The organism is Pseudomonas sp. GW822-FHT05A08, from assembly GCF_058800485.1.
The window spans coordinates 3,743,125-3,769,315 of the sequence record NZ_CM179511.1 but is presented as its reverse complement, the minus strand read 5'-3'; the positions used below and the strand labels follow the sequence as shown (position 1 = coordinate 3,769,315).

Below are 26,191 nucleotides of genomic sequence, written 5' to 3'. Positions count from 1 at the left end.
CGCACCTTGAAAAAAAACGCCGGGACTTGTGCCCGGCGTTTTGCTGTCTTCAGCCTTCCTGGCGATAACGCCCCGGGGTCATGCCGAACCAGCGGCGGCAGGCCTTGTGAAAGCTGCTCTGGTCGCGAAAGCCGAGCAGGGCGCCGATGTACTTGACGCTGCGCGCCGAGTTGCGCAGGAAACTGTGGGCCAGCATCAACCGCGCCTCGTCGAGCAGCGCCGAGAAGTGCATGTCTTCGTTGCCCAGGCGTCGCTGCAGGCTGCGGCTGCTGACCCCCACCAACTGCGCGATGTGCCGCAGGTCGCTGGGCCCGCCCTGGGCCAGGCGCTCGGACAACACCCGCCTTACCCGCGCGGTCATCGAGCCGTCGAGCAGCAGCTTGAGGCGGGTTCGCGCGTATTCCATGTGCAGCACATCCAGGGCCGGGTCGGCGCTGGGCAGGGCCATGGCGCAATCGCGCGGGCTGAAGCTCAGGCTGTTGTAGGGCGCCTCGAACTGCAGGTTGGCGCCCAGCAGGTGCTCCAGGGCGCGGGTGTCGGGCGGTCGCGGGTAGGTGAAGCTCGCCGCCAGCGGTTGCGGCTTGTGCCCGGGCAGCAGCCAGTGCACCAGGCCCAGGGTCTGCGCCGCGCCGGCATCGATGAAGGCCCGCGGCACCAGGCCCGGTTCGAGGGCGATGTCGAAGCCGATCAGGGTGACGGCCTGGGGGCTGCGCTCCAGGCACAGGTAGAAGCCGTTGCTGACCAGCGAGTGATAGTCCACCAGGCGTTGCAGCGCGGTGTCCAGGGTGGCGCCGGACATCAGCGCGTAGCCGAGCACTTCCAGGTTGGCCGGGTGGGCCTTGGTGTACGCCAGCAGGCCGAGGTCCGGGTTGCCGCACAGGTGCACGGCGTCTTGCAGCAACGCGTAGACCAGCTCCAGCCTGACGCCCATGGGGTTTTCACAGGTCTCCTGATGGCTGCTGCCGTGGCGCTTGAGCAAGGCCTCGACCTTGACTCCGGCATCGGTCAGGACATCGGCAAGCACCCGGAAACTGGTGCCGGTCATTCTGTGCATAGTACTTCCTGGACTGGTGGCTAATTGATGTCATTGGCGCTGGCGCATGATCGCAATAAACCTCGGGCCACAGTCGAGAAAGGGCGGTGCGGTGTTTCCAAGGACAAACGAAAGGTATCCGGGAACACTTTCGAGCCGTCCGGGCAGGGGGGATCATAAATAGCAATGAGCCATTATCACGTCGGGCGCGCCGACGCATCCTGGCCAAGCCCACCCGGCGCGCTGTCGCCGCTTCGACTACGGATCTGTCATGCAAAGCGTCAAAGACTTCTATCGGGAACTGGCGCAGGGGCGACTGGCGCTGGCCTTCCAGCCGGTGGTGCGGCTGCCCGACACCAGCCGGGTGCTGTACCTGGAAGGTTTGCTGCGCCATGTCGAACAGCCCGGCAATGGCGTCTACCCGTTCGCGATGCTCGAACGCCATCAGCTGATGCGCGAGCTGGACCGCAGCGTGGTGGGGGGCGTGATCGAGCGCCTGCTGGAGGACGAGCACCTGCGCCTGGGCTGCAACATCTCGGCGCAGAGCGCGATCGTCGATCCGTTCTGGTCCGCGACCCTCGCGCAGTTGCGCGACGCGCCTTCAGTGGCCGCGCGGCTGGTGATCGAAATCACCGAAAGCGCCACGCCGCCGAGCACCGAGGCGGCCATCGAGTTTGTCCTGTGCCTGCGCGAGCTGGGTTGCCGGGTGGCGGTGGACGACTTTGGCGCCGGCCTCGGCACCCTGGAGTTCATCCGCCGGACCTGCCCCGACATGGTCAAGATCGACCAGGGTTACCTGCAACGCGCCCGCAGCGAACCCAACAGCGTGCAGACCCTGAAACACCTGGTGCAGCTGTGCAAGACCCTGGCGCCCTGCGTGATCATCGAAGGCATCGAGAGCGAAGCCGACCGCGCCCTGGCCACGGCCTGCGGTGGCGAATGGGGCCAGGGCTACCTGTTCGGCCGGCCACGGCTCGACCGCCTGGGCGCGCCATGCCGGTTGCGTGGGGTGGTGGCCGAGCCTGTGGTGACGGATTGAGCGGGGCGGTTTGCCAGCGATAGCGCTGGTCTATTCACCCAGGCCGCCATCGACCGGTCGCGGCTTCAGTAATAAACGCCCTTGGCGTCATAGGGCAGCAGCACGGTATCGACCGCCGCATCCACCGGCAGGCTGACCACCGCCACCAGCGGGCAGACGATGCTCATCCAGCAGTAGATCGTGGCGTAGCCGTCGTAGCCGCGGGCGTCACGCATGGTCAGCAGCTGGATATTCTGCTGGGTGCCTTTGTAGAGGTCGTAGGAAATGTACTGATTGCTGGCACGGGCCATCAGGGTGCCGCAGCCCGAGAGGGCGAGTGTGCCGAGCAGGACGAGAGCAGTGAGCGCTTTGATGATGCCATTCCTTAGCAAGCCGATTTGCGGCGCGCATCTTCGCATCGCGCGAGGTATCAGGCCAGCTTGAATGGCAATGTTCACAGTGAGCTGTCGGCGATGACGGGGGCGCAGTTGAAATCGCCTTCGCCGGCAAGCCTGGCTCCTACGCAAGCGCGTGCCAGCCGCACATTAGCGAACGCCCTCCGACCCCGTAGGAGCCAGGCTTGCCGGCGAAGGCGTCGGACGTCTCAGCCGAGAAACCGCGGGCAAAGCCGTTGAGCTTTCAGCCCAGCACCTCGCACAACCGATGCCACAGCATGCCCAGCGCCAGCAGCGGCGCGCGCAGGGCGGGGCCGCCAGGGAAGGTCATGTGCGGCACTGCGCTGAAGATATCCAGGCCCCGGCTGTGCCCGGCGTGGATGGCCTCGGCCAGCAGGCGCGCGGTCCAGTGGCTGACGTTGAGCCCATGCCCGGAGTAACCCTGGGCGTAATACACATTGGGGTACTGGCGCAGGCGCCCGACCTGGGGAAAGCGGTTGGCGGTGATGCCGATCTTGCCGCCCCATTGGTAGTCGATGCGTACATTCGCCAGCTGCGGGAACACCTTGAGCAGCTTCGGCCGCATATAGGCGCCGATGTCCGCCGGGTCGCGCCCGGAGTAGTGGCAGGCGCCGCCGAACAGCAGGCGCCGGTCCGCCGAGAGCCGGTAATAGTCGAGGCCAACCTTCTGGTCGCACAGCGCCAGGTTCTGCGGGATCAGTTCGGCGGCCAGGGCCGGCGCCAGGGGCTCGGTGGCGATGATGTAGCTGCCGGCCGGCAGCACCTTGCCGGCGAGGCGTGGCTCCAGGTCATCCAGGTGGGCGTTGCAGGCCAGCACCAGGCTGCCGGCGCGCACCGTGCCGCTGGCGCAACGCACCTGCACGCTGTCGCCGTGGATCAGCTCCAGCACCGGGCTCTGCTCGAAGATCCGCACCCCCAGCGTCCGGGCCAGGGCGGCTTCGCCGAGCACCAGGTTGAGCGGGTGCAGGTGCCCGGAACCCATGTCCACCAGCCCCCCGGCATAGGCCGAGGACGCCACCACCCGGGCCATGTCCTGCGGGGCGACAAGGTGGGTTTCATGCACGTAGCCCAGGGCCACGAGGTGTTCCTGCTCGGCCTGGAACGCGGCGAACTGGGCCGGGGTGTTGGCCAGTTCGCAGAAGCCCCAGCGCAGGTCGCAGTCGATGCCGTGCTCGCGCACGCGCTGGCCGACCAGCGCCACCGAGTCGATGCCGGCCTGTTCCAGGTAACGCACGCCCTCGGTGCCGACGTAGCGGGCGAAGCCGCTGACGTCGTGGCCGATGCCGCGGATCAGTTGCCCGCCGTTGCGCCCGCTGGCGCCCCAGCCGATGCGCCGGGCTTCCAGGAGGATCACCGAGAGGCCGCGCTGCGCCAGTTCGATGGCGGTGTTGACCCCGGTGAAGCCGCCGCCGATCACGCAGACATCGGCGCTGAGGTCGGCATTCAGCGGCGGGTAGTCCGGCAGCGCGTTGGCCGAGGCGGCGTAGTAGGAGCGGGTGTGTTGTGCATGGCTGTGCTGGTTCATTTGTTGGACTTCACTTTGCTCCAGGCGCGGGTCATCAGGCGCATGGTCTGCGGGCTCTGGGTGCTGGAGATGTACAGCTTGTCGAGCACCGCCTGGGGTGGGTAGACCTCGGGGTTGTTCACCAGCTCGGGGTCCATGTATTGCTGCGACGCCGGGTTGGGGTTGGCGTAGCCGACATAGGCGCTGACCTTGGCGATCACTTGCGGGTCCAGCAGGTTGTTGATGAAGGCATGGGCTTGCTTGGGATTGCTGGCGTCCGCCGGGATCGCCAGCAGGTCGAACCACAGGTTGCTGCCTTCCTTGGGAATCGAATAGGCGATCTTCACCCCGTTCTTGGCTTCCTTGGCGCGGTTGGCGGCCTGGAACACGTCGCCGGAATAACCGAAGGCCAGGCAGATGTTGCCGTTGGCCAGGTCCGAGACGTACTTGGAGGAGTGGAAGTAGGTGATGTAGGGACGGATCGCCAGCAGCTTGGCTTCGGCTTTCTTGTAGTCCGCGGGGTTTTCGCTGCGCGGGTCCAGACCCATATAGTTGAGCACCGCCGGGAACACCTCGTCCGGCGAGTCCATCATCGACACCCCGCACTGGCTGAGTTTTTTCAGATTCTCCGGTTCGAAGAACACCGCCCAGGAATCGATGCTGTCGATGCCCAGCACCTGCTTGACCTTGTCGACGTTGTAGCCGATGCCGTTGGTGCCCCACAGGTAAGGCACCGAGTACTGGTTGCCGGGGTCGTTCTGCTCCAGCAGGGCCAGCAGTTTCGGGTCGAGGTTCCGCCAGTTCGGCAGCTGCGCGCGGTCCAGCTTGAGAAAGGCCCCGGCCTTGACCTGCCGCGCCAGGAAGTGGTTGGACGGCACCACCAGGTCATAGCCGGTGCGCCCGGCCAGCAGCTTGCCCTCCAGGGTTTCGTTGGAGTCGAAGACGTCGTAGATGACCCGGGTCCCGGTCTTGGCCTGGAAGTCGGCGAGGGTGGTCTCGCCGATATAGTCGGTCCAGTTGTACACGCTGACTGTCGATTCGGCCTGGGCCGTGGCGCCGAACAGCACCGTCAGGGCCAGCGGAACCACTGATTTCCATAGACGCATAGCGATACCCCTTTTTGCGGTTGTTATTGGTTTGCCAAATTCATGAAGCCCTGTAGCCCTGTAGCCGCTGCCGAGCAACGCGAGGCTGCGATCGGCGGCGCAGCCGTCGTAAACCCGGCCATCGCGTTGCATCAGGTACACCGCGTGCGACGGTCTGGCGATGGCTGCGCCATCGATCGCAGGCTCGGCAGCGGCTACAACGGTGTGCGCGGCAGCGCCCGAATCGCGTAGGCCTCAGACGCTGAGCAACAGGAACTCGCGCTCCCAGGAACTGATCACGCGCTTGAAGTTCTCGTGCTCGGCGCGTTTCACCGCGACGTAGCCGCGCACGAACTTGCTGCCCAGGTAGCGCTCGATGGTCGGGCACTCTTCCATGCGGGTCAGGGCGTCTTCGATGGTGATCGGCAGGCGCAGGTTGCGCCGCTCATAGGCCCGGCCTTCCACCGCGGCGCTCGGCTCGAGGCCCTCGACCATGCCCAGGTAGCCGCACAGCAGGCTGGCGGCGATGGCCAGGTAAGGGTTGGCGTCGGCGCCGGGCAGGCGGTTTTCCACGCGCATGGCTTCCGGGCCGGATGTCGGCACCCGCAGGCCGACGGTGCGGTTCTCTTCGCCCCATTCGACGTTGACCGGCGCCGAGGTGTCCGGCAGGAAGCGGCGGAACGAATTGACGTTGGGCGCGAACATCGGCAGCACCTGGGGGATGTACTTCTGCAACCCGCCGATATGGTGGCGGAACAGCTCGCTCATGCGGCCCTCGGCGTCGGCGAAGATCGGCTTGCCGGTGGCGCTGTCGACCACGCTCTGGTGCAGGTGCATGGCGCTGCCGGGTTCGTCGGCCACCGGCTTGGCCATGAAGGTGGCGGTGACGTTGTGCTTGAGCGCGGCCTCGCGCAGGGTGCGCTTGAACACGGTGATCTGGTCGGCCAGGTCGAGGGCGTCGCCGTGGCGGAAGTTGATTTCCATCTGCGCCGGGCCGTCTTCGTGGATCAGCGTGTCGAGGTCCAGGCCCTGGGCTTCGCACCAGTCGTAGACGTCCTCGAACAGCGGGTCGAATTCGTTGGCGGCGTCGATGGAGAACGACTGGCGTCCGCTTTCGGCCCGGCCGGAGCGGCCCAGCGGCGCCTTCAATGGCAGGTCCGGGTCTTCGCAGCGCTGGGTCAGGTAGAACTCCATCTCCGGCGCGACGATCGGCTGCCAGCCCTTGTCGGCGTACAGCTGCAGGACTTTCTTCAGCACGTTGCGCGGCGACAGCTCGATGGGGTTGCCGAACTTGTCGAAGGTGTCGTGGATGACGATGGCGGTCGGCTCGATGGCCCAGGGCACCAGGTAAACCCCTGCGGCGTCGGGGCGGCAGACCATGTCGATGTCCGCCGGGTCCAGCAGGTCGTAGTAGATGTCGTCGTCGACGAAGTCCCCGGTTACCGTTTGCAACAGCACACTTTCCGGCAGGCGCATGCCTCGCTCATGCAGGAACTTGTTGGTGGGCGCTATCTTGCCGCGGGCGATGCCGGTCAGGTCGCTGACCACACACTCCACTTCGGTAATCTTGTGTTCTTTCAGCCAGGTAGACAGCTGATCGAAAGGGGCATTCATAAGGACCTCGTCAATGATTGTCGGTGACGCGCCAGCACTTGGAGTCGCCCATCAAGGCTTCCCCTGTGGCGCGTTGACGACTATCTTGGGCAAGCCTCGCGGTTCCATCTATCCACTTTAAGCAGCACCAAAGCGCACCAAAAGAGTGCGCAAGGTCCCTTCATGACAGCGTCGACAGCTCTCCAGGTCCAGGCCTTCAACACCTTCGATGTGGCCGATCAGATCCGTGCCACCCCGGGTTGGGTGCAGCATTACCAGCAGATGTCGCCCGGGCATTTCGCCGGGCAGGTGCGTTATCTGGACCTGCAAGGGGTGCAGATCTACGAGGAGTGCATGAACACCCGGGTCGAGCAGAATTTCAGCGCGCCGCAGGACTCCCTGGCGTTCTGTTTCGATCGCAGCGACAACGCCCTGTACCTGCTCAACGGCGAGAGCCGCAACATCTGGATCACCCCGGAGAACTACCAGGAAATCGCCGTGGTGTTCGGCCCGGAATTCGTCCGCGGCCATGGCCTCGACGCGCAGCGCCTCGACGGCCTGTTCCTGGCGCCGCTCAACTGCGGGCAGAACGCCTTGTTCAGCCGCTGGCTCAGCACGACCCTGACCCGACTGTCGCAGACCCTCGACCCACCCAGCCGCGAAGCCCTGACCCAGCAGTTGCTCGAGGACTGCCTGTTTATCCTCGACAACGCCTGCGTGCGCCTGGACGGTGGCGGCCTGCGCCGGCGCGCCGAGGAGCGGGCGATCATGCAGCGGGTGGCGCAGTGGGCGGCGGACGGCCCGGAAGACAGCCTCAACCTGCTGGAGTTGGCGCAGGTGGCCGGGGTTTCCCTGCGCCAGTTGCAAGGCGCGTTCAAGGCCTTCGCCGGCATGGCGCCGACCCAGTGGCTGCGCCTGCGCCGGCTGAACAGTGCGCACCGCGAACTGCTGCGCCGCGGTCCGGACGAAACCACCGTGGCCGAGGTGGCCATGCGCTGGTCGTTCTGGCACCTCGGGCGGTTTTCCAGCAGCTACCGCGCGCTGTTCAAGGAACTGCCGAGCGAGACCCTGCGCCGCGGCCAGCGGTGAGGTTTTCCCCAGCGCGGGCCCGCGGGACTATCGCCATTTCCAGCCTCATGCGGGGGGACTCTTGTCTGCCGGAGGGCGGCGCTGGCCATTGCGGCTCGGCCGAGGCGGGCTTGGCTCATCGCCCTGGTGCGCGACGCCCGTAGGGTGTTCGCGCAGGTAGCGCCACAGCGCCCGGGCGATGGCATCGCCGTTGACCCCTTTGCCGAAGACCTGCTGGCCGATGCTCAAGCCGAGCTGGCGGTAGCTTTCGAACTGCGCCTCGTCGAAGAACTGGTCGACGGTGGGCTGGTTGGGGAAGGACGTGTTGATCAGCGCGTAGTTCTGCACGTCCGGCGATACCGAGGGGATCAGCCGGGGCTTGAGCACCAGGATGCGACTGACCAGGGTGTCCGGCTCGGTGCAGGCGTAGACGTTGAGCAGCAGCGCGCAATGCGGGTCCGCCGGCGATGGCGCGATCTTGAAGTCCTCCATGCGCCCGAACACTTTGCCCAGTACCTCGTCCCCGATGATCGCTGCGTCTTCCCTGATCTCCAGGCCGTGGTCGATGCGCGCCAGGCGGATGAGATTGCTCAGGTCGTCGAACCGGTAATCGGGATCGCAGCCACAGTCGCACATCACGATCAGCTCGACCTGGCGTTCCTGGCGCAGCAGTTCATAGGCCGCCGTGTTCTCGAAGTGGCCGCCGTCCGAGAGGTACTGATAGGCGCGCCGATGGCCGTGGAAGTGTGCGGTCAATTCGTAGAACAGGTAGGTCTGGGTCGGTAGCCAGCGCGACAGCTTCAGGCCCAGGGATTGCCTGGGGTTTTCCGGTTTAGCGTCGATAAAGCGGCTGGGCCACCAGTTGCCCAGGCGCACGTTGGCCAGGCCCAGCAGCAGCGACATGCCCAGACTGGTGGCGCGCCCCAGGCCGGTGGTGAAGGCCGCGCCGGAAACACCGATCCACTGGCCGATGGTCAGCGGGTAGGCGATTTCCGAAGCGGGGATATTCTCCAGGTCGCGCTGATAGAGCTTGCCATCGAGGATGAAGGCCCCTTCGCCCTTGACGCTGCCCGGCGCCAGGCACAGCGGCTTGCCCTTGCGGTCGCGCTGCACCAGTTGTTCGGCGGGGTCGACCGTGAGGTTCATGGTCACGTTGATCAGGTGCAGCGGGCCGGCGTTCGGCGTGCCGTAGTAGTGCTCGACGCTGATGTCGTCGTTGCTCAGTGGCTCGGCCACGCTCATGTGCTTGCGCCGTTGCTCGGGCGTGCCGTCGAAGCGCTTGCCGTTGGTGGCGCCCATGTAGGCGCGGACCAGGCGCGCGCTGTAGTAGGACTGCAACGACGAGGTATTGAGGAAACCGACGAAGCGGCTGCTGACCCAGGTCAGGGCCGCCGCCACCCCGGCCAGCAGGGCCAGCCGCAGCACATGCCCGTCTTCCTGCAGGTCGAAGCTGCCATCGGCGGTGACCCATATCACGAACAGCATCCACGCCAGGCAGACCGCCGCCAGCAACAGCACGCCGCCGATCAGGCTCATGACCTCCAGGGGCAGCAGGCGCAGCCAGCCCGGCAGGCTCTTCTCGTCCCGCAACAGCGCCACGCGGCGCACCAGCCAGATCAGCAGCGGGAGAATGCCGATGGTGCCCTGGGTCAGGGTCTGCAGGTGCAGGTAGATCGCTTCGGAGAGCGACACCAGGAACGCGGCGAACAGCAGCACCCCGAGAGCCATGATGATCTGCGACAGCACCCGGGTGACCTCGACCCGGTAGTTGCGCACGGTAAAGATCCCGTCTTCGTCGTTGGCCTTGCGGGTGCGGTATTTCAGGCGCCAGATCAGCAGCCAGGCGTAGACGATGCCCAGCAGCGCGATGGCCGCGAACCCGAGGAACAGGTAGCGTACGTTCGGCCTGTCGTCCGGCTGTTGCAGCAGCGCCCAGATGCCGACGAAGACCAGCACCATCACCGTGCAAGCCACGGCCGCCAGGTTGCTCAGGGCCGGAGGATTGCTCAGGCTGTTTTTCGGCAGCACCAGCCAGTAGGCCAGACAGCAGGGCAGCAAGCCGAGGAGGAACACCGCGCCGGGCAGCAGGAACAGATTAGGCACGTACTTCACTTGCAACAGCATCAGCAACGACAGGACCAGGACAATCGGCATGCCGATGACAAAGTGCAGCGACAGCCAGTTGCGCCAGGTGATCGCCAGGGCGTAGAGCGCGTCCCCCGAGCCGGTCGGGGTCAGGTAGCGGCCGTTCTCCCGGAGCCAGGCCGTGGGGCCCTTGCCGATGTCTTTGTCGCTGGCGTTGGCGTAGTCGATGTGGGTACTGATACGTCCCGGCGGCTCGTAGTGCAGGACCTCATAGGCGTTGACCGCCGCGGTCCTGGCCGCTTGCTGGGCGGGCGACAGGGGCGAGGCTTCGGCGCGCTCCTGGGCCTGCTCCCGGCGCAGGCGATTGGGGATGAACAGGCTGGAGAAGAAACTGCCGATATAACCGCCGCCGCTGACCGTGCAGAGGTAGTCGAAACGCGGCAGCAGGGTGGTGGTGAGGTTGTCTTGCGGTGTCTTCGACGGTCGTGGGTTGGCCTGTTCCGGCGCATCGGCCCGGGCCATCGCCTGCAGCACCCCCAGGCAAAAGGTGGCGCTGCGGATGCCACCCCCGGACAGCGCCAGCCCCCAGATCCTGGGAGGCTGGCCGGCCGGCGCGGGAAGGTATTTGAGACCCAATGCAGTACGGCGGTTCTCGATGCGCTTCCTTTCCCCCTCGTAGTGCTGGGTCGAGTCCATGATTGCTCCTTGCAAACTGAAGTAGTGGCATTGTGCAAATAGGATTAAAGCAGACCGTCAGATTTTTCCGAATACAAGGAGCAACTCGGGATGAAGTTCACGAAATATTCTTTATTTAGAAATGTAATTAAACATCATCGGCTTAGAGAGTTAATGCGGCTGTATCAAGATCAATGAATGCCTTGACCGCGGCCTGCAACCGCCGTGTAACTTGCTTGTTACTTGAGGTCACTACTTTGCGTGGGTCGCTATTTCCCGCCCTGTAACTTCAAGGAATTCAACCGCGTATGCCTACTCTCACTCGCAGGAAGCTCATGCAGGCCGCCGCCATCGGCTCGGCCTTTACCTTACTGCCAGACTCCATCCGCCAGGCCCTGGCGATCCCCGCCAACAACCGCACCGGCACTATCCGCGACGTCGAGCACGTGGTGATCCTGATGCAGGAAAACCGCTCCTTCGACCATTACTTCGGCACCTTGCCCGGGGTCCGCGGTTTCAGCGACCGCTTCACCATCCCGCTGCCCGGCAAGCGTTCGGTGTGGGAGCAGCAGGGCATTGGGCGAGTGGTGTTGCCGTATCACCTGGACAGCTCGCGGGGCAACGCGCAGCGGGTCAACGGCACGCCGCATTCGTGGATCGACGAGCACGCGGCCTGGGGCAGCGGGCGCATGAGCGCCTGGCCGACTTTCAAGACCAACACGTCCATGGGCTACTACCGCGAGCAGGAGCTGCCGTTCCAGTTCGCCCTGGCCAACACCTTCACCCTGTGCGATGCCTACCACTGTTCGGTGCACGCCGGGACCAACCCCAACCGCCTGTTCCACTGGACCGGCACCAACGGCCCGACCGGCGCCAACGTGGCGGCGGTGGTCAACGAATGGGACGGCCCGGGCGCGGTGGACGTCGGCTACACCTGGAAAACCTACCCCGAGCGCCTGGAAGAGCGGGGCGTCAGCTGGAAGATCTACCAGTACCTGCCGGACAACTTCGGCGACAACCCGCTGGCCGGTTTCCGCCAGTACCGCCGCGCCAGCGTGGCGGCCGGCAACCCGGCGCAGCCGCCGGAAGGCTTCACCGCCTTCGTGCCCTACAGCGATGCGCTGAATGCCCGGGTGCCGCTGTACAAGGGCAATGGCAACACCTTGCCGGCCCGTAGCGGCAGCGACCTGGAAGGCATGATCGCCGGGTTTCGCAACGATGTGCAGCAGGGCAAGTTGCCCAAGGTCAGCTGGATCGTCGCCCCGGCCACCTATTCCGAGCACCCGGGGCCGTCCAGCCCGGTACAGGGCGGCTGGTTCACCCAGGAAATCCTCAAGGCGCTGACCGACAACCCCGAGGTCTGGAGCAAGACCGTGCTGCTGGTCAACTACGACGAGAACGACGGTTTCTTCGACCACCTGCCGTCGCCCTCGGCACCTTCACGGCGCCTGGACGGCAGCTTCGCCGGCAAGTCCACGGTGGATTTCGACAGCGAGGTGTTCACCCACCCGGCGCCACCGGGGACCACCCAGCAACCGCGTCCGGACGGTGGCATCTACGGCCCCGGCCCGCGGGTGCCGATGCTGGTGCTGTCGCCCTGGAGCCGTGGCGGCTGGGTCAACTCCCAGGCGTTCGACCACACCTCGGTCCTGCAATTTCTCGAGAAGCGCTTCGGCGTGCGCGAGCCGAACATCAGCGCCTGGCGCCGTGCCGTGTGCGGCGACCTGACTTCGGCCTTCAACTTCGTCAATCCCAACAGCGAAATCCTCCCGCCGCTGCACACCACCACCCGCCAGGCCGCGGACCTGCTGCGCCAGCGCCAGGAGCAACTGGCCCAGGTGCCGCTGCCGGACCCCAGCCGCCAGCAACTGCCGCAGCAGCAACGCGTGGCCCGGCCATCGCGGGCCTTGCCGTATCGGCTGAATGTCGAGGCCAAGGCCAAGCGCAAGGCGTTGAGCCTGACCCTGAGCCTGCAGAACAGCGGCGAGCAGGGCGCGGTGTTCCATGTCTACGATCGCCTGCACCTGCTGGACATTCCCCGTCGCTATACGGTGGAGGCGGGCAAGCAGCTCAAGGACAGCTGGCAGACCGCGGGCCGCTACAAGCTGTGGCTGCTGGGGCCTAACGGCTTCCACCGCAGCTTCCACGGAAACCTGCTGGAGCGCCAGCCCGAGGTGTCGATGTTCAGCCGCGGCAACAACCTGCAGCTGACCCTGAGCAACCCGGGCAAGGAGCCGGTATCGATCACCATCGAGCGTTGCCCCTACACCCATCAGGGGCCATGGCGTTTCGACGTGCCCGGACGCAGCGAGGTCCACCAGATGTTCGCCTGCCAGGCCAGCGGCGGCTGGTACGACCTGACCCTGCGCGGCGAGGGCGGCTGGCTGCGGCGCCTGGCCGGGCGCCTGGAAACCGGTGCGCACAGCATCAGCGACCCGTTGATGGGCGTGTAAGCGCGCACCCGTGCCCGGCCCGCAAGGGGCCGGGCGCTGTTTCAACAGCCGACCGGGTGCTTCACCTGGATCTCTTCAGTCCCTGGGACCATGGTTCCAGAGCACCCGCCGATGTTCCCCAGCAGACGAAAACCAGAACCCAATCACACGAAAGGACTTGGTTTGCCTTATGAATATTAATTAGAATCAGTCTCATTTGAATAATCCTTCGCGCAAGGCTCTTGACATGATTGAAGCAGCGACGCCACCGGAGCAAAGCCTACATGCCCTGTACCGCGACCATCGCAGCTGGCTCGAGAGCTGGTTGCGCCAGCGCATGGGCAACGCCTGGGATGCGGCGGACCTGAGCCAGGACACCTTCCTGCGCGTGCTCACCAGCTCCCAGCAGCTGGTCGACCTGCGCGAGCCGCGGGCCTACCTGGTGACCGTGGGCAAGCGCCTGCTGAGCAACTTCTACACCCGGCGCAAACTGGAGCAGGCTTACCTGGACGCGCTGGCCAGCCTGCCCGAAGACAACGTGCCGTCCCCGGAACAGCGCTGGGTGCTGCTGGAAACCCTGCAAGCCCTCGACGAACTGCTCGACGGCCTGCCGCCCCTGGTGCGCCGGGCGTTTCTCTGGAGCCAGCTGGAAGGGTTGGGCTACCGCGAGATCGCCGAACGCCTCGACGTCTCGGAACGCACCGTCAAGCGCTACATGGCCCAGGCCTACGAACACTGCCTGCTGGTGGAGCTGTGATGCGCTCGGCGCCGTCCAGCGAAACCCGCGAGGTGGCCCGCGCGGCAGCCCAATGGCTGGCGCTGCTGGAGTCCGGCGCGGCCAACGCCGACGATCACGCGCGCCTGCAGCACTGGCGCAACAGCAACAGCCAGAACGAAAGCGCCTGGCAGAAGGCGCAGCTGCTGCGCCAGCGTTTCTCCGCGCTGCCTTCGGCCTTGGCGCTGGCCACCCTGGATCGTCCCGAGCCGTCGCGGCGCGCGGTACTCAAGCGCGCCCTCGGCGTCGCCGCACTGGTGCCGACCGCCTGGCTGCTGGGGCGCCAACTGCCCCTGGACGTATGGCGCGCCGACCTGCAGACCGGCACTGGCGAACATCGCAAATTATCCCTGGCCGATGGCAGCGCCTTGCAGTTGAACACCGCCAGCGCGGTCAACGTCGACCTGGGCGCCCGGCAGGTGACCCTGGTGCGCGGCGAGATGGCGCTCAAGGTCACCGGCAGCGCGCCGCTGACCATCCAGGCGCCTTATGGCCGCATCGTCGTCAGCCGCAGCGAAGTCTGCGTACGCCTCAATGAACACGATTGCCGGGTGTCGGTGGTCAGCGGCTCGGTGCAGCTGCAACCCTTGTTCGGCCCGCAACTGCAGTTGCGCGAAGGCCAGCGGGTGCGGCTGCGGGTGGACGGCGCCGGGCAGATCGATGCCTTCGACGCGCAGTTGCCGGGCTGGCGCGACGGCGTGCTGATGGCGCAGAACCAGCCCCTGGGGGATTTCCTGCGCGAGCTCGGTCGTTATCGCCCGGGCCTGCTGCGCTGGGAACCGGAACTGGAAGCCCTGCGCGTCACCGGCAGCTTCCGTCTCGACAACACCGACCGCGTGCTGTCGCTGCTGGCCGCCAGCCTGCCGCTGGAGGTGCATTCGCGCACCCGTTATTGGGTCACCCTGACTTCGGCAAAAGAACCCCCGCAAAAAAATATTGGCTGAAGCCTGTCCCTTTTTTTCGCCTCGCCGGTCATTCCAGGTAAGTGAACAAAAAAACGAGAGCTTCCTCCCATGCCCGTAGTATTGCCATACCGTTTGCGTCCGGTTTCCCCCGGACTGTTGCAGTTGGGCCTCATCCTGACACTCAGTTCCAGCCCGTTATTCATCCAGGCCAGCCTGGCCGACGACGCCGCGCGGCGCAGCTATCAGGTGCCGGCCGGCCCGCTGAGCGCCGCGCTGACCCGTTTCGCCGGCCTCGCCGGGGTCAACCTGTCGGTGGACCCGCAGCTGGTCAGCGGCCGCAACAGCAGCGGCCTGTCCGGCGAGTACGGGGTGGAGGAGGGCTTTGCCCGCTTGCTGCAAGGCTCCGGCCTGCAACTGCAACCGGTGGGCGAGCAGGCGTATATCCTGACCCCGGCGCCGCAAGGCAGCAGCCTGCAACTGGCGCCGACCTCGATTCTCGGCGCCAGCGGCGCGACCGACAGCGACGTCTTCGCCGGCGGCCAGGTCGCACGCCGTGGCTCGCAAGGCCTGCTGGGTTCGAAGGACTTCATGGAAACGCCGTTCAGCATGACCACCTACACCAGCGAGGTGGTGAAGAACCAGCAGGCGCGGACCCTCGGCGACCTGATCGCCAGCGACCCCTCGGTGCGCGCCACCAACCCGGCGGGCGGCCGTTACGAGCAGTTCACCATCCGCGGCTTCAGCCTGTTCAACAGCGATGTCGCCTACAACGGCCTGTACGGCGTGCTGCCGACCTACACCATCGACATGGAAATGGCCGACCGGGTGGACATCCTCAAGGGCCCGACCCAGTTGATCAACGGCATCTCGCCGCGGGGCAGCGTCGGCGGCGGGATCAACGTGGTGCCCAAGCGGGCCACCGACAAACCCATCACCGAATTCACCGGCAGCTACGCCTCGGACAGCCAAGTGGGCGGCGCGGTGGACATCGGCCGGCGCTTCGGCGAGGACAACAAGTTCGGCGTGCGCCTGAACGCGGTCAAGCAATCCGGCGACACCGAATGGGATCACCAGAGCGTCGACCGCGAGATGGCGGTGCTGGGCCTGGACTTCCGTGGCGAACGCTTGCGCCTGTCGACCGACATCGGCCACACCGAGCGCGACACCGACGCGCCCCAGGAGCGGGTGCAGATAGGCGCCAACGCCAAGGTGCCGGACGCGGATGACGTGCGGCACAACTATGCGCAGTCCTGGAGCAAGGCTCGCACCAAGGACACCTTCGGCACGGTCAACGCCGAATACGACGTCAATGACTCGATCATGCTGTACGGCGGCGTCGGCGCGCGCAAAAGCAACCACGACTTCCTGCGCCATGCCGTGTCGATCACCAACGACGCCGGCGACTTCAGCGTGCAGCCGCGCGACTTCACCCGCGACGAAAACGTGCGCACCACCACGGCGGGCGTGCGCAGTTGGTTCCACACCGGCCCGGTGAGCCATGAGGTCAACCTGGCGGCCAGCTACTTCTACATGGATTTCGAAAACGGCGGCGCGCGCTATGCCGCGTCTCCCAGCAACCTCTATAACCCGCGGCCGACGCCGACCCCGTCGCGGCCGACGCGTTTCGACCCCAAGGTCTACACCGAGAACCGCTTCAGCGGTGTGGCGCTGTCCGACACCCTGGGCTTCTTCGATGACCGCCTGCTGCTGACCCTCGGCGCGCGCTGGCAACGGGTCAAGGTCGACGACTGGAGCGACGGCGTCAAAGGCGACACCGCCTACGACGAGGAAAAGGTCTCGCCTTCGGGTGGCCTGCTGTTCAAGGCCACCGATCAGTTGTCGCTGTACGTCAACTACATGGAAGGCCTGAGCCAGGGCAAGATCGCGCCGTCGACCTCGATCAACGAAGACGAAATCTTCCCGCCGTTCATCAGCCGCCAGGTCGAGGCCGGCGCCAAGTATGACGCCGGGGCCTTCGCCCTGACCGCCGCGGTGTTCCGCATCAAGCAGCCGGCCTACGAGACCAACGCCACCACCCGGGTCTTCGGCCCGAACGGCAAGCGCCAGAACGACGGCGTCGAGCTCAGCGTGTTCGGCGAACCGCTCAAGGGCTTCCGCCTGCTGGGCGGGGTGATGTACATCGACAGCGAACTGAAGGACACCACCAACGGCACCTTCGACGGCAACCGCGCACCGGCCACGCCGAAGTACAACGTCAACCTGGGGGCCGAGTGGGACGTGCCGAAGGTCCAGGGCCTGACCCTGACCGCGCGCGGCATCTATTCCAGCTCGCAGTACCTGGACCAGGCCAACAGCAAGGAAATCGACTCCTGGGAACGTTTCGACCTGGGCGCGCGCTACGCCTTCAAGCTCGACGACAAGGACATCACCTTGCGCGCCAATGTCGAGAATGTGCTGGACAAGCGTTACTGGAGTTCGGCCGGGGCCTCGGACGACAGCGAGCCGGGCTTGACCCTGGCGACGCCACGGACCCTGTTGCTCTCGGCAACCGTGGGTTTCTAAGAAGCGATGCGGACAAGCGCCACAGGGAAGGGCGCACCGCCGTGTTGGTCATGACCGGTTCCTTTGGTCGAGGAAGAAAGTATGCCCGTTATCAGTTGATCAACTTGCTCGCCTCTTGAATGAGGTGTTGGCCATTTAATGGCAACTAATGAAGTTGTCGGAAAGATGGCAATAACATGGCAGTTTCATACGTCATAAATGACGGCTTACCAAGTTTATCAACTTGGTTTTTGGCGTGGGCGCGATAGTTGACTTATATCTGCAAGTGCCATGTGACTATTCCAAATAAGTTTGAATAAGTAGTTGCGTGTTTTTATTAATGATAATAATTTGCATGTCGAATTTAACGAGGGTGAACAGATGTTGAATGATGGCATATTGCGCACTAGTCCTCTGCAAAAGACCAATGCCGACTATCTGGCCCGGCAAGGCAAGTTCGAATCCAATGTGCGCAGTTATCCGCGCAAGTTGCCGCTGGCCATCGCCAAGGCGCATGGGGTCTGGGTCACCGACGTCGAAGGCAAGACCTACCTGGACTGCCTGGCCGGCGCCGGCACCCTGGCCCTGGGGCACAACCACCCGGCGATCATGGCCAGTCTCGACAGTTTCCTGGCCTCGGGCCTGCCCATGCACACCCTGGACCTGACCACCGTGGTCAAGGACGCTTTCAGCGAAACCCTGCTCAGCCTGCTGCCGGGCCAGGGCCGCGACTACTGCCTGCAATTCTGCGGGCCGTCCGGGGCGGACGCGGTGGAAGCGGCGCTGAAGCTGGCCAAGACCCATACCGGGCGGCACAACGTCATCAGTTTCTCCGGGGCCTACCACGGCATGACCCACGGCGCCCTGGCGCTGACCGGCAATACCGCGCCCAAGCACGCCATCGCCGGCCTGATGCCGGGCGTGCAGTTCATGCCGTACCCCCACGAATACCGCTGCCCGCTGGGGATCGGCGGCGAGGCCGGGGTCGAGGCGCTGACCCATTACTTCACCCAGTTCATCGAAGACGTGGAAAGCGGCGTGTCGCTGCCGGCGGCGGTGATTCTCGAGGCGGTGCAGGGCGAGGGCGGGGTCAACTGCGCGCCGGCCAGCTGGCTGCGGGCGATCCGCGAAGTGACCCGCCAGCACGGCATCGTGCTGATCCTCGACGAGGTGCAGGCCGGTTTTGCCCGCACCGGCAAGATGTTCGCCTTCGAGCACGCCGGCATCGAGCCGGACATGATCGTCATGTCCAAGGCGGTGGGCGGCGGCCTGCCGATGGCGGTGCTGGGCATCAAGCGCGAATTCGATGCCTGGGAGCCGGGCAACCACGCCGGCACCTTCCGCGGCAACCAGATGGCCATGGCCGCAGGCCTGGCGACCCTGCAGGTGCTGCGCGAGCAGAACATCGCGGCCCTGGCCGAGCGCCGCGGACAGTGGCTCAAGGAGCAACTGATGGCCTTGCAGCCGAGCTATCCGGCCCTGGGCCAGGTGCGCGGGCGTGGCCTGATGCTGGGCATCGAGATCGTCGACGAACGCCAGCCGGCCGACCGCCACGGGCATTTCCCCTCGGACCCGGGCCTGGCCGTGGCCATCCAGCAGCACTGCTTCAAACAGGGCCTGCTGCTGGAGCGCGGCGGACGCCGCGGCAATGTGATCCGCCTGTTGCCGCCGCTGGTCATCGACGACGAACAGTGCCAGCAAGTTATCCAGCGATTTACTCGCGCAATGGCGGACGCCTTATTGCAGGCACGTGCTTGAAGTGCTGTTTTTGAAGTGAAGCGTATTCGATGAAAGTGTGTCGTTTTTCACACTTTTAAGTCTTGATTGAATAACTGTCGGGCGACAGGTTTTTCTTGTTAAAGGTTGCAGGAAAGTGCAAGCGGACGAGTTCGTTCGACGGGTATCTGTCGGCTTTCGGTATGGCCGAAGAGCAACTAACTATTTGCCGCGGCAGTACGCAGCCAGTGACCGCACGGGCTACTGTGGAGCATGTATGAATTATTCAGATCGCGATGTTTTATCAAAGCATGTTTTATCGACGATGGTCAGTGAGCTGGCGACCACTCGCGCCTTGCTCAATTGCCTGATCAAAGAGTTCGCCTTGCCGGAAAACTGCCTCAGTTACAGCTGGCCGACACAGATGCAGGGCATCGCGCCCGGCAGTTACCTGGACGGCCTGGAATGGAAGGGCATCCCGCTGACCATCGACCTGCCCAACCGGCAGCAGTTCTTCGTCATGGTCGACCGCCGCGACCACCTGGGCAGCCACCGTTACCTGTCGGACGTGTATGCCCGGCGCGAAGCAGGCGAGACCTGGCGCTGCCTGGCCTTTGCCGAGTTCGTCGAGCAACTGCTCGGCGCCTGCGAACACATGACCCGGGCCAGCAACGACGAGCTGCTGGACCAGGTGCTGCAAAGCCAGTCACTGACCGCCGCCATCGTCGCCCACAACATGGACGGCCAGGGCCCGGCGCCGCTGAGCGGCTACCTGGCCAGCGAGCAGGGCCTGTGGTTCGGCCACCCCAACCATCCGGCGCCCAAGGCGCGGCTGTGGCCGGCACACCTGGCCCAGGAAACCTACGCCCCGGAATTCCAGGCCGAGACCGCGCTGCACCTGTTCGAAGTGCCGCGCCAGGGCCTGCGGGTGACCGCCAGCGGCCTCAGCGAGGAGCAGGTGATGGCCGGTTTCGCCGACCAGGGCCGGGCGCGCCCGGGGCACGCGATGATCTGCATGCACCCGGTGCAGGCCGAGCTGTTCATGCAGGACCGCCGCGTGCAGCGCCTGCTGGAGCTGGACGAGGTGATCGACCACGGGCCGACTGGGCCGCTCGCCAGCCCGACGGCCTCGATGCGCACCTGGTACATCGAGGACCACGACTTTTTCATCAAGGGCTCGCTGAACGTGCGCATCACCAATTGCGTGCGCAAGAACGCCTGGTACGAGCTGGAAAGCACGCTGATCATCGACCAGCTGTTCCAGCGCCTGCAGCGGACCCAGGCCGAGACCCTCGGCGGCTTGTCGGCGGTGGCCGAGCCGGGTTCCATGAGCTGGGCCCCGGCCCAGGCCAGCGAAGCCGATGCCCACTGGTTCCGCGAACAGACCGGGGCGATCCTGCGGGAGAACTTCTGCCGCCGCGCCGGCGCCGAGCGCAGCGTGATGGCCGGCACCCTGTTCGCCCGCGACATCCATTCGCGGCCGCTGGTGCATGACTTCCTGCAAGGGTTCAACGCCAGTGAACTGACGGACGAACAGCTGGTGGACTGGTTCGACCAGTATCAGGCGCTGCTGCTGCGGCCGGTGCTGGCGCTGTTCTTCAACCACGGCGTGGTGATGGAGCCGCACCTGCAGAACAGCGTGCTGATCCACGACCAGGGCCAGCCGCAACAGCTGCTGCTGCGGGACTTCGAGGGGGTCAAGCTTACCGATGAGTTGGGCATGGCGCAGATCGAGGTCGGCCTGCACCCGCGGGTGCGCCAGTCGCTGCTGTATTCCCGCGAGCAGGGCTGGAGCCGCATCACCTATTGCCTGCTGATCAACAACCTGTCGGAAGCGGTGCTGGCCCTGAGTTGGGAACGCCCGCACCTGGCGCCGCTGATGTGGCAGCGGGTCGAGCAGCAATTGCGGCGCATCCGTGACGAGCTGGTACGCCCGGCGCCGGAACTGGACGCGCTGATCGCCGGCCAGCCGATTGCCTGCAAGACCAATCTCAAGGTGCGCCTGGCCGCCAAGGCCGACCGCCAGGCCGGCTACGTCAGCCTGAGTTCGCCGTGGAGCGAGGAGGCCCGTTATGGCTGAGTTGTCCCAGGCGGTCCTGCGCGCCATCGAGCTGGCCCGGGCCGGCAGCGCCGATCCGCTGGCGGCCTTTATCTACGACCTGGACGCCTTGCAGGCCCATGTGCGCCAGGTGATGGCGGCGTTGCCGGCCGGGGTCGAGCTGTATTACGCGATCAAGGCCAACAGCGAGGCGCCGGTATTGGCGGCGCTGGCCCCGCTGGTCAGTGGTTTCGAGATTTCCTCGGGTGGCGAGATCGAGCGGGTGGTGGCCTGTCCTACCCGCAAGCCCTATGTGTTTTCCGGCCCGGGCAAGCTCGATTCCGACCTGCGCGTGGCCCTGGCCCATCAGGTGGAAGCGGTGCACCTGGAAAGCCTCAACGAGATCGAGCGCCTGCAACGCCTGGCCGAAGAAGCCGGGCGAGTACAGCCGGTATTCATCCGTATCAACCCGCAGTTGCCGCAGAACCAGTCGAGCCGGCTGGCCATGGCCGGCACCGCCACGCCGTTCGGTATCGACGAGGCGGAGCTGGCCGAGGCCGTGCAAAGGGTCGACCGCGCCAGCCATCTGCGTCTCAAGGGTTTCCATGTGCACGCCATGTCCCACCAGCAGTCGGTGGAGCGCCATGAGCAGTTGCTGGATTTCTACCTGCAACGCTGGCCGCTGTGGAAGGCCCTGGCGGCGCACCCCGAGCAACTGACCCACCTGAATGTCGGCGGCGGCATCGGCGTCGATTACCTCAGCGGCCAGCAGTTCGACTGGCAGCGCCTGTGCCGCTACCTGGAACGCCGGCTGGCGGAGCAGGGCGCTCAGGCACCGATCCTGCGCTTCGAGCCGGGGCGGTTTATCAGCGCCTTCTGCGGTTACTACGTGATCGAGGTGCTGGACACCAAGACCAGCCACGGCGAGCACTTCCTGGTGTGCCGCGGCGGCACCCACCAGTTCCGCCTGCCCGCGGCGCAGAGCCACGACCACCCGCTGATTCACCTGCCGCGCACGCCGCAGCCGGCGCACAGCGCGGAGCAGGCCTGGACCGTGGTCGGCCAGCTGTGCACGCCCAAGGATGTGCTGAGCCGGGCCCAGCCGCTCAAGGGCGTCAGCGTCGGCGACCTGCTGGTGCTGCCGATGGCCGGGGCCTATGGCTACAACATTTCCCACGCCGACTTCCTCTGTCATCCACGGCCGGCGCAGCACTTCCTGCGCCAGGGTGAATTGCTCGAAGGAGCCGGTCTGTGAGTTTCAAGGCACCGCGCGCTTGGGTGGTGGTCAACGTGCTGCTCGGCACTATGACCGTCAGCCTCAACAACAGCTCGCTGAACCCGGCGCTACCGGCGTTCATGCAGGCCTTCGCCATCGGCCCGCTGATGGCCACCTGGATAGTCGCGGCGTTCATGACCAGCATGGGCATGACCATGCCGCTGACCAGTTTCCTCAGCCAGCGCCTGGGCCGCCGGCGCCTGTACCTGTGGGGCGTGGCGCTGTTTATCGGCGGTTCGCTGCTCGGTGCCCTGGCCGATTCCATCGCCCTGGTGATCGCCGCGCGGGTGGTGCAGGGGATCGCCAGCGGGCTGATGATCCCGCTGTCCCTGGCGATCATCTTCGCGGTGTACGCCAAGGACGAGCGCGGCCGGGTCACCGGCCTGTGGGGCGCGGCGGTGATGCTGGCGCCGGCGGTGGGCCCGCTGTGCGGCAGCCTGCTGCTGGAGTGGTTCAGCTGGCGCTCGCTGTTTTTGATGAACGTGCCGATCGGCGTCGTTGCGCTGCTGATGGGCCTCGCGATACTGCCGCCTTCCGAGCCGGCCGAGCGCAAGCCGTTCGACCTGGCCGGCTACCTGCTGATCGCCTCGGGCATCGGCCTGCTGATGATCGCCATCAGCCGCCTGCACCACGCCGCCGGGCTGCTGGACCCTATGAACCTGGGAATGCTGCTGGTAGCGCTGCTGTGCCTGGTGGCCTTTGTCCGCCTGGAGCTGCGCCGCGAGGCGCCGCTGCTCAACCTGCGGATCTTCGCCCTGCGCGGTTACCGCCTGAGCGTGATCATCGCCGTGGTGCAGTCGGTGGGCATGTTCGAGTGCCTGGTGCTGCTGCCGTTGCTGGTGCAGACGGTGCTCGGCTACAGCGCCATCTGGACCGGCCTGGCGCTGTTGTGCACGGCGGTGTTCGCCAGCCTGTTCGGGCGCATGGGCGGTAGCGCCCTGGATCGCCACGGGCCGCGTCTTGTCGTGTCCATCGGACTGCTGCTGACCGGACTGTCGACCCTGGCCCTGGGTTTGCTCCCGGCCAATGCGGCGATCGGCCTGGTGTTCGCGCTGATGATGCTGCGCGGCGCGGGCCTGGGCCTGTCCTACATGCCGGTGACCACCGCCGGGCTGAATGCCTTGCCCGAGCCGATGGTCACCCAGGGCGCGGCGATGAACAACATCTCGCGGCGCCTGGTGTCGTCCCTGGGCATTGTCATCGCCTCGCTGTGGCTGGAGTTCCGCCTGGTCGATGGCGGCGTGCAGGCCCAGGCGGGCATGTCATCCGCCATCAGCGAGGTGTTCGTGGCCACCGGCCTGCTGATCCTGCTGGCGTTGCCCTGCGCCTGGCGTTTTCCCCTTTCCGACGAGACCGCCGAGGCTGTGCCCGGCGCGCTCGAACACCGTTAACCCTTCTTCGCACAAGGTATGAACATGGCGACTGCAATCTCGACAACCTCAAGCCAGCCCTCCGGTCCCGGTGCCTGGCTGGCCACGGTGGATGGGCGTATCGACGAAAAAGTCCAGCAGCGGGTGGTCGGCCAGCTGTTGCAGACCCTGCTGTATGAAGGCGTGCTGCCATTCGACAGCCAGCCGCTGGAGGGCGGCCCGCACGGCCATGACAGCGGCCAGCGCCGTTTCGTGGTGCTCGGCATCGACGGCCAGCAGCAGCGGGTGGAGTACCACTGCAACGGCCTGCTCAGCGCCAGCTTCGATTTGATCCGCCTCGATTCCGCCAGCCTCGAACGCCTTGACAGCCGCGGCCGGCGCAGCGTGCCGGACCTGCACCAGGCCCTGGCCGAGCTGCTCGGCGACTATCAGGACAGCCCGCACCTGGGGCGTTTCATCCAGGAACTGGAGCAGACCCAGCTCAAGGATCTGCAAGCGCGCAGCCAGGGCTACCAGGCCGAAAAGCCGGCCCACCAGCTGGACGTGGACGCCCTGGAGCAGCACTTCATGGACGCCCACAGCTACCACCCGTGCTACAAGTCGCGCATCGGCTTTTCCCTGGCGGACAACCAGGCCTACGGCCCGGAGTTCGCCACGCCGATCGCCGTGGTGTGGCTGGCGGTCGCGCGCAACCGGGCCTCGCTCAACCATTCGCAAAAACTCGATTTCCCGGCCTTTATCCGCCAGGAGCTGGGCGCCGAGCGCTGGCAGCAGATCGAGCGACAACTGGCCAGCCAGGGTAGGGCGCTGGACGACTACCAGCTGCTGCCGGTGCACCCGTGGCAGTGGGAAAACCTGATTGTCTCGACCTTCTACCCGGAGCTGCTCAGCGGCGAGCTGATCTACCTCGGCACCTCGGATGACCGCTACAAGGCCCAGCAGTCGATCCGCACCCTGGCCAATGCCACGGCCAAGCAGCGGCCCTACGTCAAGCTGGCGATGAGCATGACCAACACCTCCAGCACGCGCATCCTGGCCCGGCACACGGTGCTGAACGGGTCGATCATCACCGACTGGCTGCAACAGCTGATCGCCAGCGACAGCACCGCGCGCCAGCTGGATTTCGTGATCCTCGGCGAGGTGGCCGGGGTCAGCTTCGACTACCAGCACCTCCCTGAGTCCCGCGGACCGCAGGCCTACGGCACCCTGGGGGCGATCTGGCGCGAAAGCCTCCACCAGTACCTCAAGGCGGACGAACAGGCGGTGCCATTCAACGGCCTGAGCCATGTGGAGAACCGCTACGGCACAGGGCCGCAGCAGCCGTTCATCGACGCCTGGATCCGCCAGTACGGCTTGCAGGCCTGGACCCGCCAGCTGCTGCAGGTGACGGTGCCGCCGATCATCCACATGCTCTACGCCGAAGGCATCGGCATGGAATCCCACGGCCAGAACATCGTGCTGATCGTCAAGCAGGGCTGGCCGCAGCGCATCGCCCTCAAGGACTTCCACGACGGCGTGCGCTACTCGCCGGCGCACCTGGCGCGTCCCGAACTGTGCCCGGAGCTGGTGCCGCTGCCGGCCAGCCACGCCAAGCTCAATCGCAACTCGTTCATCCTCACGGATGATGTCAACGCGGTACGGGATTTCTCCTGCGACTGCTTCTTCTTTATCTGCCTGGCGGAGATGGCGATCTTCCTGCGCCAGCACTACCAGCTCGACGAAGGCCAGTTCTGGCAAATGACCGCCGAGGTAATCCTCGACTACCAGGACGCCCATCCGCAGCACCGCGACCGTTTCGGCCTGTTCGACGTGTTCGCGCCGAGCTACGAGGTCGAAGAGCTGACCAAGCGCCGCCTGCTGGGCGACGGCGAGCGACGCTTCAAGTCGGTGCCCAACCCACTTCATGCCTACAGGCCGCAAGCATGCTGAGAAGCAACCAGCTGAAACGCAAACTGGCGGCCGGGCAAACGGTGTACGGGCTGATCAGCTCGATCCCGGCGCCGGCGGCCATCGAGCTGATCGCCGAGGCCGGATTCGACTTCGTGATCATCGACATGGAACACGTGCTGATCAATCCGGAAACCGTCGAGCACATGATCCGCACCGCCGAGGCCTACGAGCTGACGCCGCTGGTGCGGGTCGCCGACCTCAACCCCAAGACAATGCTGCGCCTGCTCGACGGCGGCGCCCAGGGCATCGTGCTGCCGATGATCGAGTCCGCCGAGCAGTTGCAGGCGGCGATTGCCGCCTGCAAATACCACCCGCTGGGCCAGCGCAGCCTCAACGCCGGGCGCCCCGGCAGTTTCGGCAAGCACAGCCTGGCGCAGTACGTGGGGCAGGCCAACGAGCAGATCATGCTGGTGGCGATGATCGAAAGCGCCGCCGGCGTGCGCAACGCCGCGCAGATCGCCGCGGTACCGGGCCTGGACATGATCCTCGAAGGCGCGGCCGACCTCTCGCAATCCCTCGGCATGCCCTGGCAGATCGACCAGCCGGCGGTCCGGCAGGCCCTGCTCGACAGCTGGCAGGCGGCGGACCATGCCGGCGTGCCGTACTGCGCGATTCCCCGGCAGCAGGGCGACCTGGGACGCTGGCGCGAGCGCGGGGTCCGGGCCTTTGTCCTCGGCGACGAACGCGGCATTGCCTTTCGTGCTCTCCAGGCCAGGTTGGCCACCCTTTCTCTAGAAGGAAAATAATCCG

The 26,191-nt window shown here is 65.7% G+C and carries 18 protein-coding genes; 12 read left to right on the top strand and 6 right to left on the bottom strand.

What is annotated here, in order from left to right; genetic code table 11:
- Nucleotides 1-49: 49 nt before the first annotated feature.
- On the bottom strand, nucleotides 50-1,054 hold the full coding sequence (locus AC3RCP_RS16825; protein ID WP_101338070.1) for an AraC family transcriptional regulator: 1,005 nt from the start codon (nucleotides 1,052-1,054) through the stop codon (nucleotides 50-52).
- A gap of 250 nt (nucleotides 1,055-1,304) precedes the next feature.
- Between AC3RCP_RS16825 and AC3RCP_RS16820 the strand changes: the two genes are divergently transcribed.
- Nucleotides 1,305-2,072 carry an EAL domain-containing protein gene (locus tag AC3RCP_RS16820; protein WP_101338069.1) on the top strand — a complete coding sequence of 256 codons (768 nt, stop codon included), beginning with the start codon at nucleotides 1,305-1,307 and terminating at the stop codon, nucleotides 2,070-2,072.
- A 65-nt stretch (nucleotides 2,073-2,137) separates the two neighbouring features.
- On the opposite strand, the gene AC3RCP_RS16815 is transcribed toward AC3RCP_RS16820, so the two are convergent.
- From AC3RCP_RS16815 to AC3RCP_RS16800, 4 genes are all read right to left on the bottom strand, one after another.
- Nucleotides 2,138-2,443: a YceK/YidQ family lipoprotein gene (locus tag AC3RCP_RS16815; protein ID WP_009044003.1), complete on the bottom strand. Its 306-nt coding sequence runs from the start codon at nucleotides 2,441-2,443 to the stop codon at nucleotides 2,138-2,140.
- A gap of 247 nt (nucleotides 2,444-2,690) precedes the next feature.
- A complete protein-coding gene (locus tag AC3RCP_RS16810) occupies nucleotides 2,691-3,992 on the bottom strand; it encodes an NAD(P)/FAD-dependent oxidoreductase (protein WP_492570460.1) in 1,302 nt (433 codons plus the stop codon).
- A complete protein-coding gene (locus AC3RCP_RS16805; protein ID WP_492570459.1) occupies nucleotides 3,989-5,077 on the bottom strand; it encodes a polyamine ABC transporter substrate-binding protein in 1,089 nt (362 codons plus the stop codon). The genes AC3RCP_RS16810 and AC3RCP_RS16805 overlap by 4 nt, the downstream gene beginning before the upstream one ends.
- A gap of 234 nt (nucleotides 5,078-5,311) precedes the next feature.
- Nucleotides 5,312-6,670 carry a glutamine synthetase family protein gene (locus AC3RCP_RS16800; RefSeq protein ID WP_492570458.1) on the bottom strand — a complete coding sequence of 453 codons (1,359 nt, stop codon included), beginning with the start codon at nucleotides 6,668-6,670 and terminating at the stop codon, nucleotides 5,312-5,314.
- 162 nt (nucleotides 6,671-6,832) lie between these two features.
- Here AC3RCP_RS16800 and AC3RCP_RS16795 point away from each other — a divergent pair, with 162 nt between their 5' ends.
- Complete coding sequence (locus AC3RCP_RS16795) at nucleotides 6,833-7,738, top strand: helix-turn-helix domain-containing protein (RefSeq protein ID WP_007925420.1); 906 nt, start codon at nucleotides 6,833-6,835, stop codon at nucleotides 7,736-7,738.
- Between the two features lie 45 nt (nucleotides 7,739-7,783).
- Here AC3RCP_RS16795 and AC3RCP_RS16790 read toward each other — a convergent pair whose 3' ends face one another.
- Complete coding sequence (locus AC3RCP_RS16790) at nucleotides 7,784-10,498, bottom strand: patatin-like phospholipase domain-containing protein (RefSeq protein WP_492570457.1); 2,715 nt, start codon at nucleotides 10,496-10,498, stop codon at nucleotides 7,784-7,786.
- Nucleotides 10,499-10,785: 287 nt separating this feature from the next.
- Between AC3RCP_RS16790 and AC3RCP_RS16785 the strand changes: the two genes are divergently transcribed.
- From AC3RCP_RS16785 to AC3RCP_RS16740, 10 genes are all read left to right on the top strand, one after another.
- A complete protein-coding gene (locus AC3RCP_RS16785) occupies nucleotides 10,786-12,930 on the top strand; it encodes a phosphocholine-specific phospholipase C (RefSeq protein WP_009043997.1) in 2,145 nt (714 codons plus the stop codon).
- Nucleotides 12,931-13,156: 226 nt separating this feature from the next.
- Nucleotides 13,157-13,666 (top strand): sigma-70 family RNA polymerase sigma factor, encoded by a 510-nt coding sequence (locus tag AC3RCP_RS16780; RefSeq protein ID WP_492570456.1) that lies wholly within the window; start codon nucleotides 13,157-13,159, stop codon nucleotides 13,664-13,666.
- Nucleotides 13,666-14,628, top strand: coding sequence for a FecR domain-containing protein (locus tag AC3RCP_RS16775; RefSeq protein ID WP_492570455.1), 963 nt, complete (start codon nucleotides 13,666-13,668; stop codon nucleotides 14,626-14,628). Before AC3RCP_RS16780 ends, AC3RCP_RS16775 begins: the two co-directional genes overlap by 1 nt.
- 69 nt (nucleotides 14,629-14,697) lie before the next feature.
- On the top strand, nucleotides 14,698-17,112 hold the full coding sequence (locus tag AC3RCP_RS16770; RefSeq protein WP_492570454.1) for a TonB-dependent siderophore receptor: 2,415 nt from the start codon (nucleotides 14,698-14,700) through the stop codon (nucleotides 17,110-17,112).
- 360 nt (nucleotides 17,113-17,472) lie between these two features.
- Complete coding sequence (locus AC3RCP_RS16765) at nucleotides 17,473-18,849, top strand: diaminobutyrate--2-oxoglutarate transaminase (protein ID WP_150051366.1); 1,377 nt, start codon at nucleotides 17,473-17,475, stop codon at nucleotides 18,847-18,849.
- 235 nt (nucleotides 18,850-19,084) lie between these two features.
- Complete coding sequence (locus tag AC3RCP_RS16760; RefSeq protein ID WP_492570453.1) at nucleotides 19,085-20,887, top strand: IucA/IucC family protein; 1,803 nt, start codon at nucleotides 19,085-19,087, stop codon at nucleotides 20,885-20,887.
- A complete protein-coding gene (locus AC3RCP_RS16755; protein ID WP_492570452.1) occupies nucleotides 20,880-22,100 on the top strand; it encodes a type III PLP-dependent enzyme in 1,221 nt (406 codons plus the stop codon). Before AC3RCP_RS16760 ends, AC3RCP_RS16755 begins: the two co-directional genes overlap by 8 nt.
- On the top strand, nucleotides 22,097-23,512 hold the full coding sequence (locus tag AC3RCP_RS16750; RefSeq protein ID WP_492570451.1) for a DHA2 family efflux MFS transporter permease subunit: 1,416 nt from the start codon (nucleotides 22,097-22,099) through the stop codon (nucleotides 23,510-23,512). Before AC3RCP_RS16755 ends, AC3RCP_RS16750 begins: the two co-directional genes overlap by 4 nt.
- Nucleotides 23,513-23,530: 18 nt before the next feature.
- Nucleotides 23,531-25,420 (top strand): IucA/IucC family protein, encoded by a 1,890-nt coding sequence (locus tag AC3RCP_RS16745; RefSeq protein ID WP_492570450.1) that lies wholly within the window; start codon nucleotides 23,531-23,533, stop codon nucleotides 25,418-25,420.
- Entirely contained in the window at nucleotides 25,414-26,187 is a 774-nt protein-coding gene (locus AC3RCP_RS16740) for an HpcH/HpaI aldolase family protein (RefSeq protein WP_492570449.1), read from the top strand. The genes AC3RCP_RS16745 and AC3RCP_RS16740 overlap by 7 nt, the downstream gene beginning before the upstream one ends.
- Nucleotides 26,188-26,191: the final 4 nt, after the last annotated feature.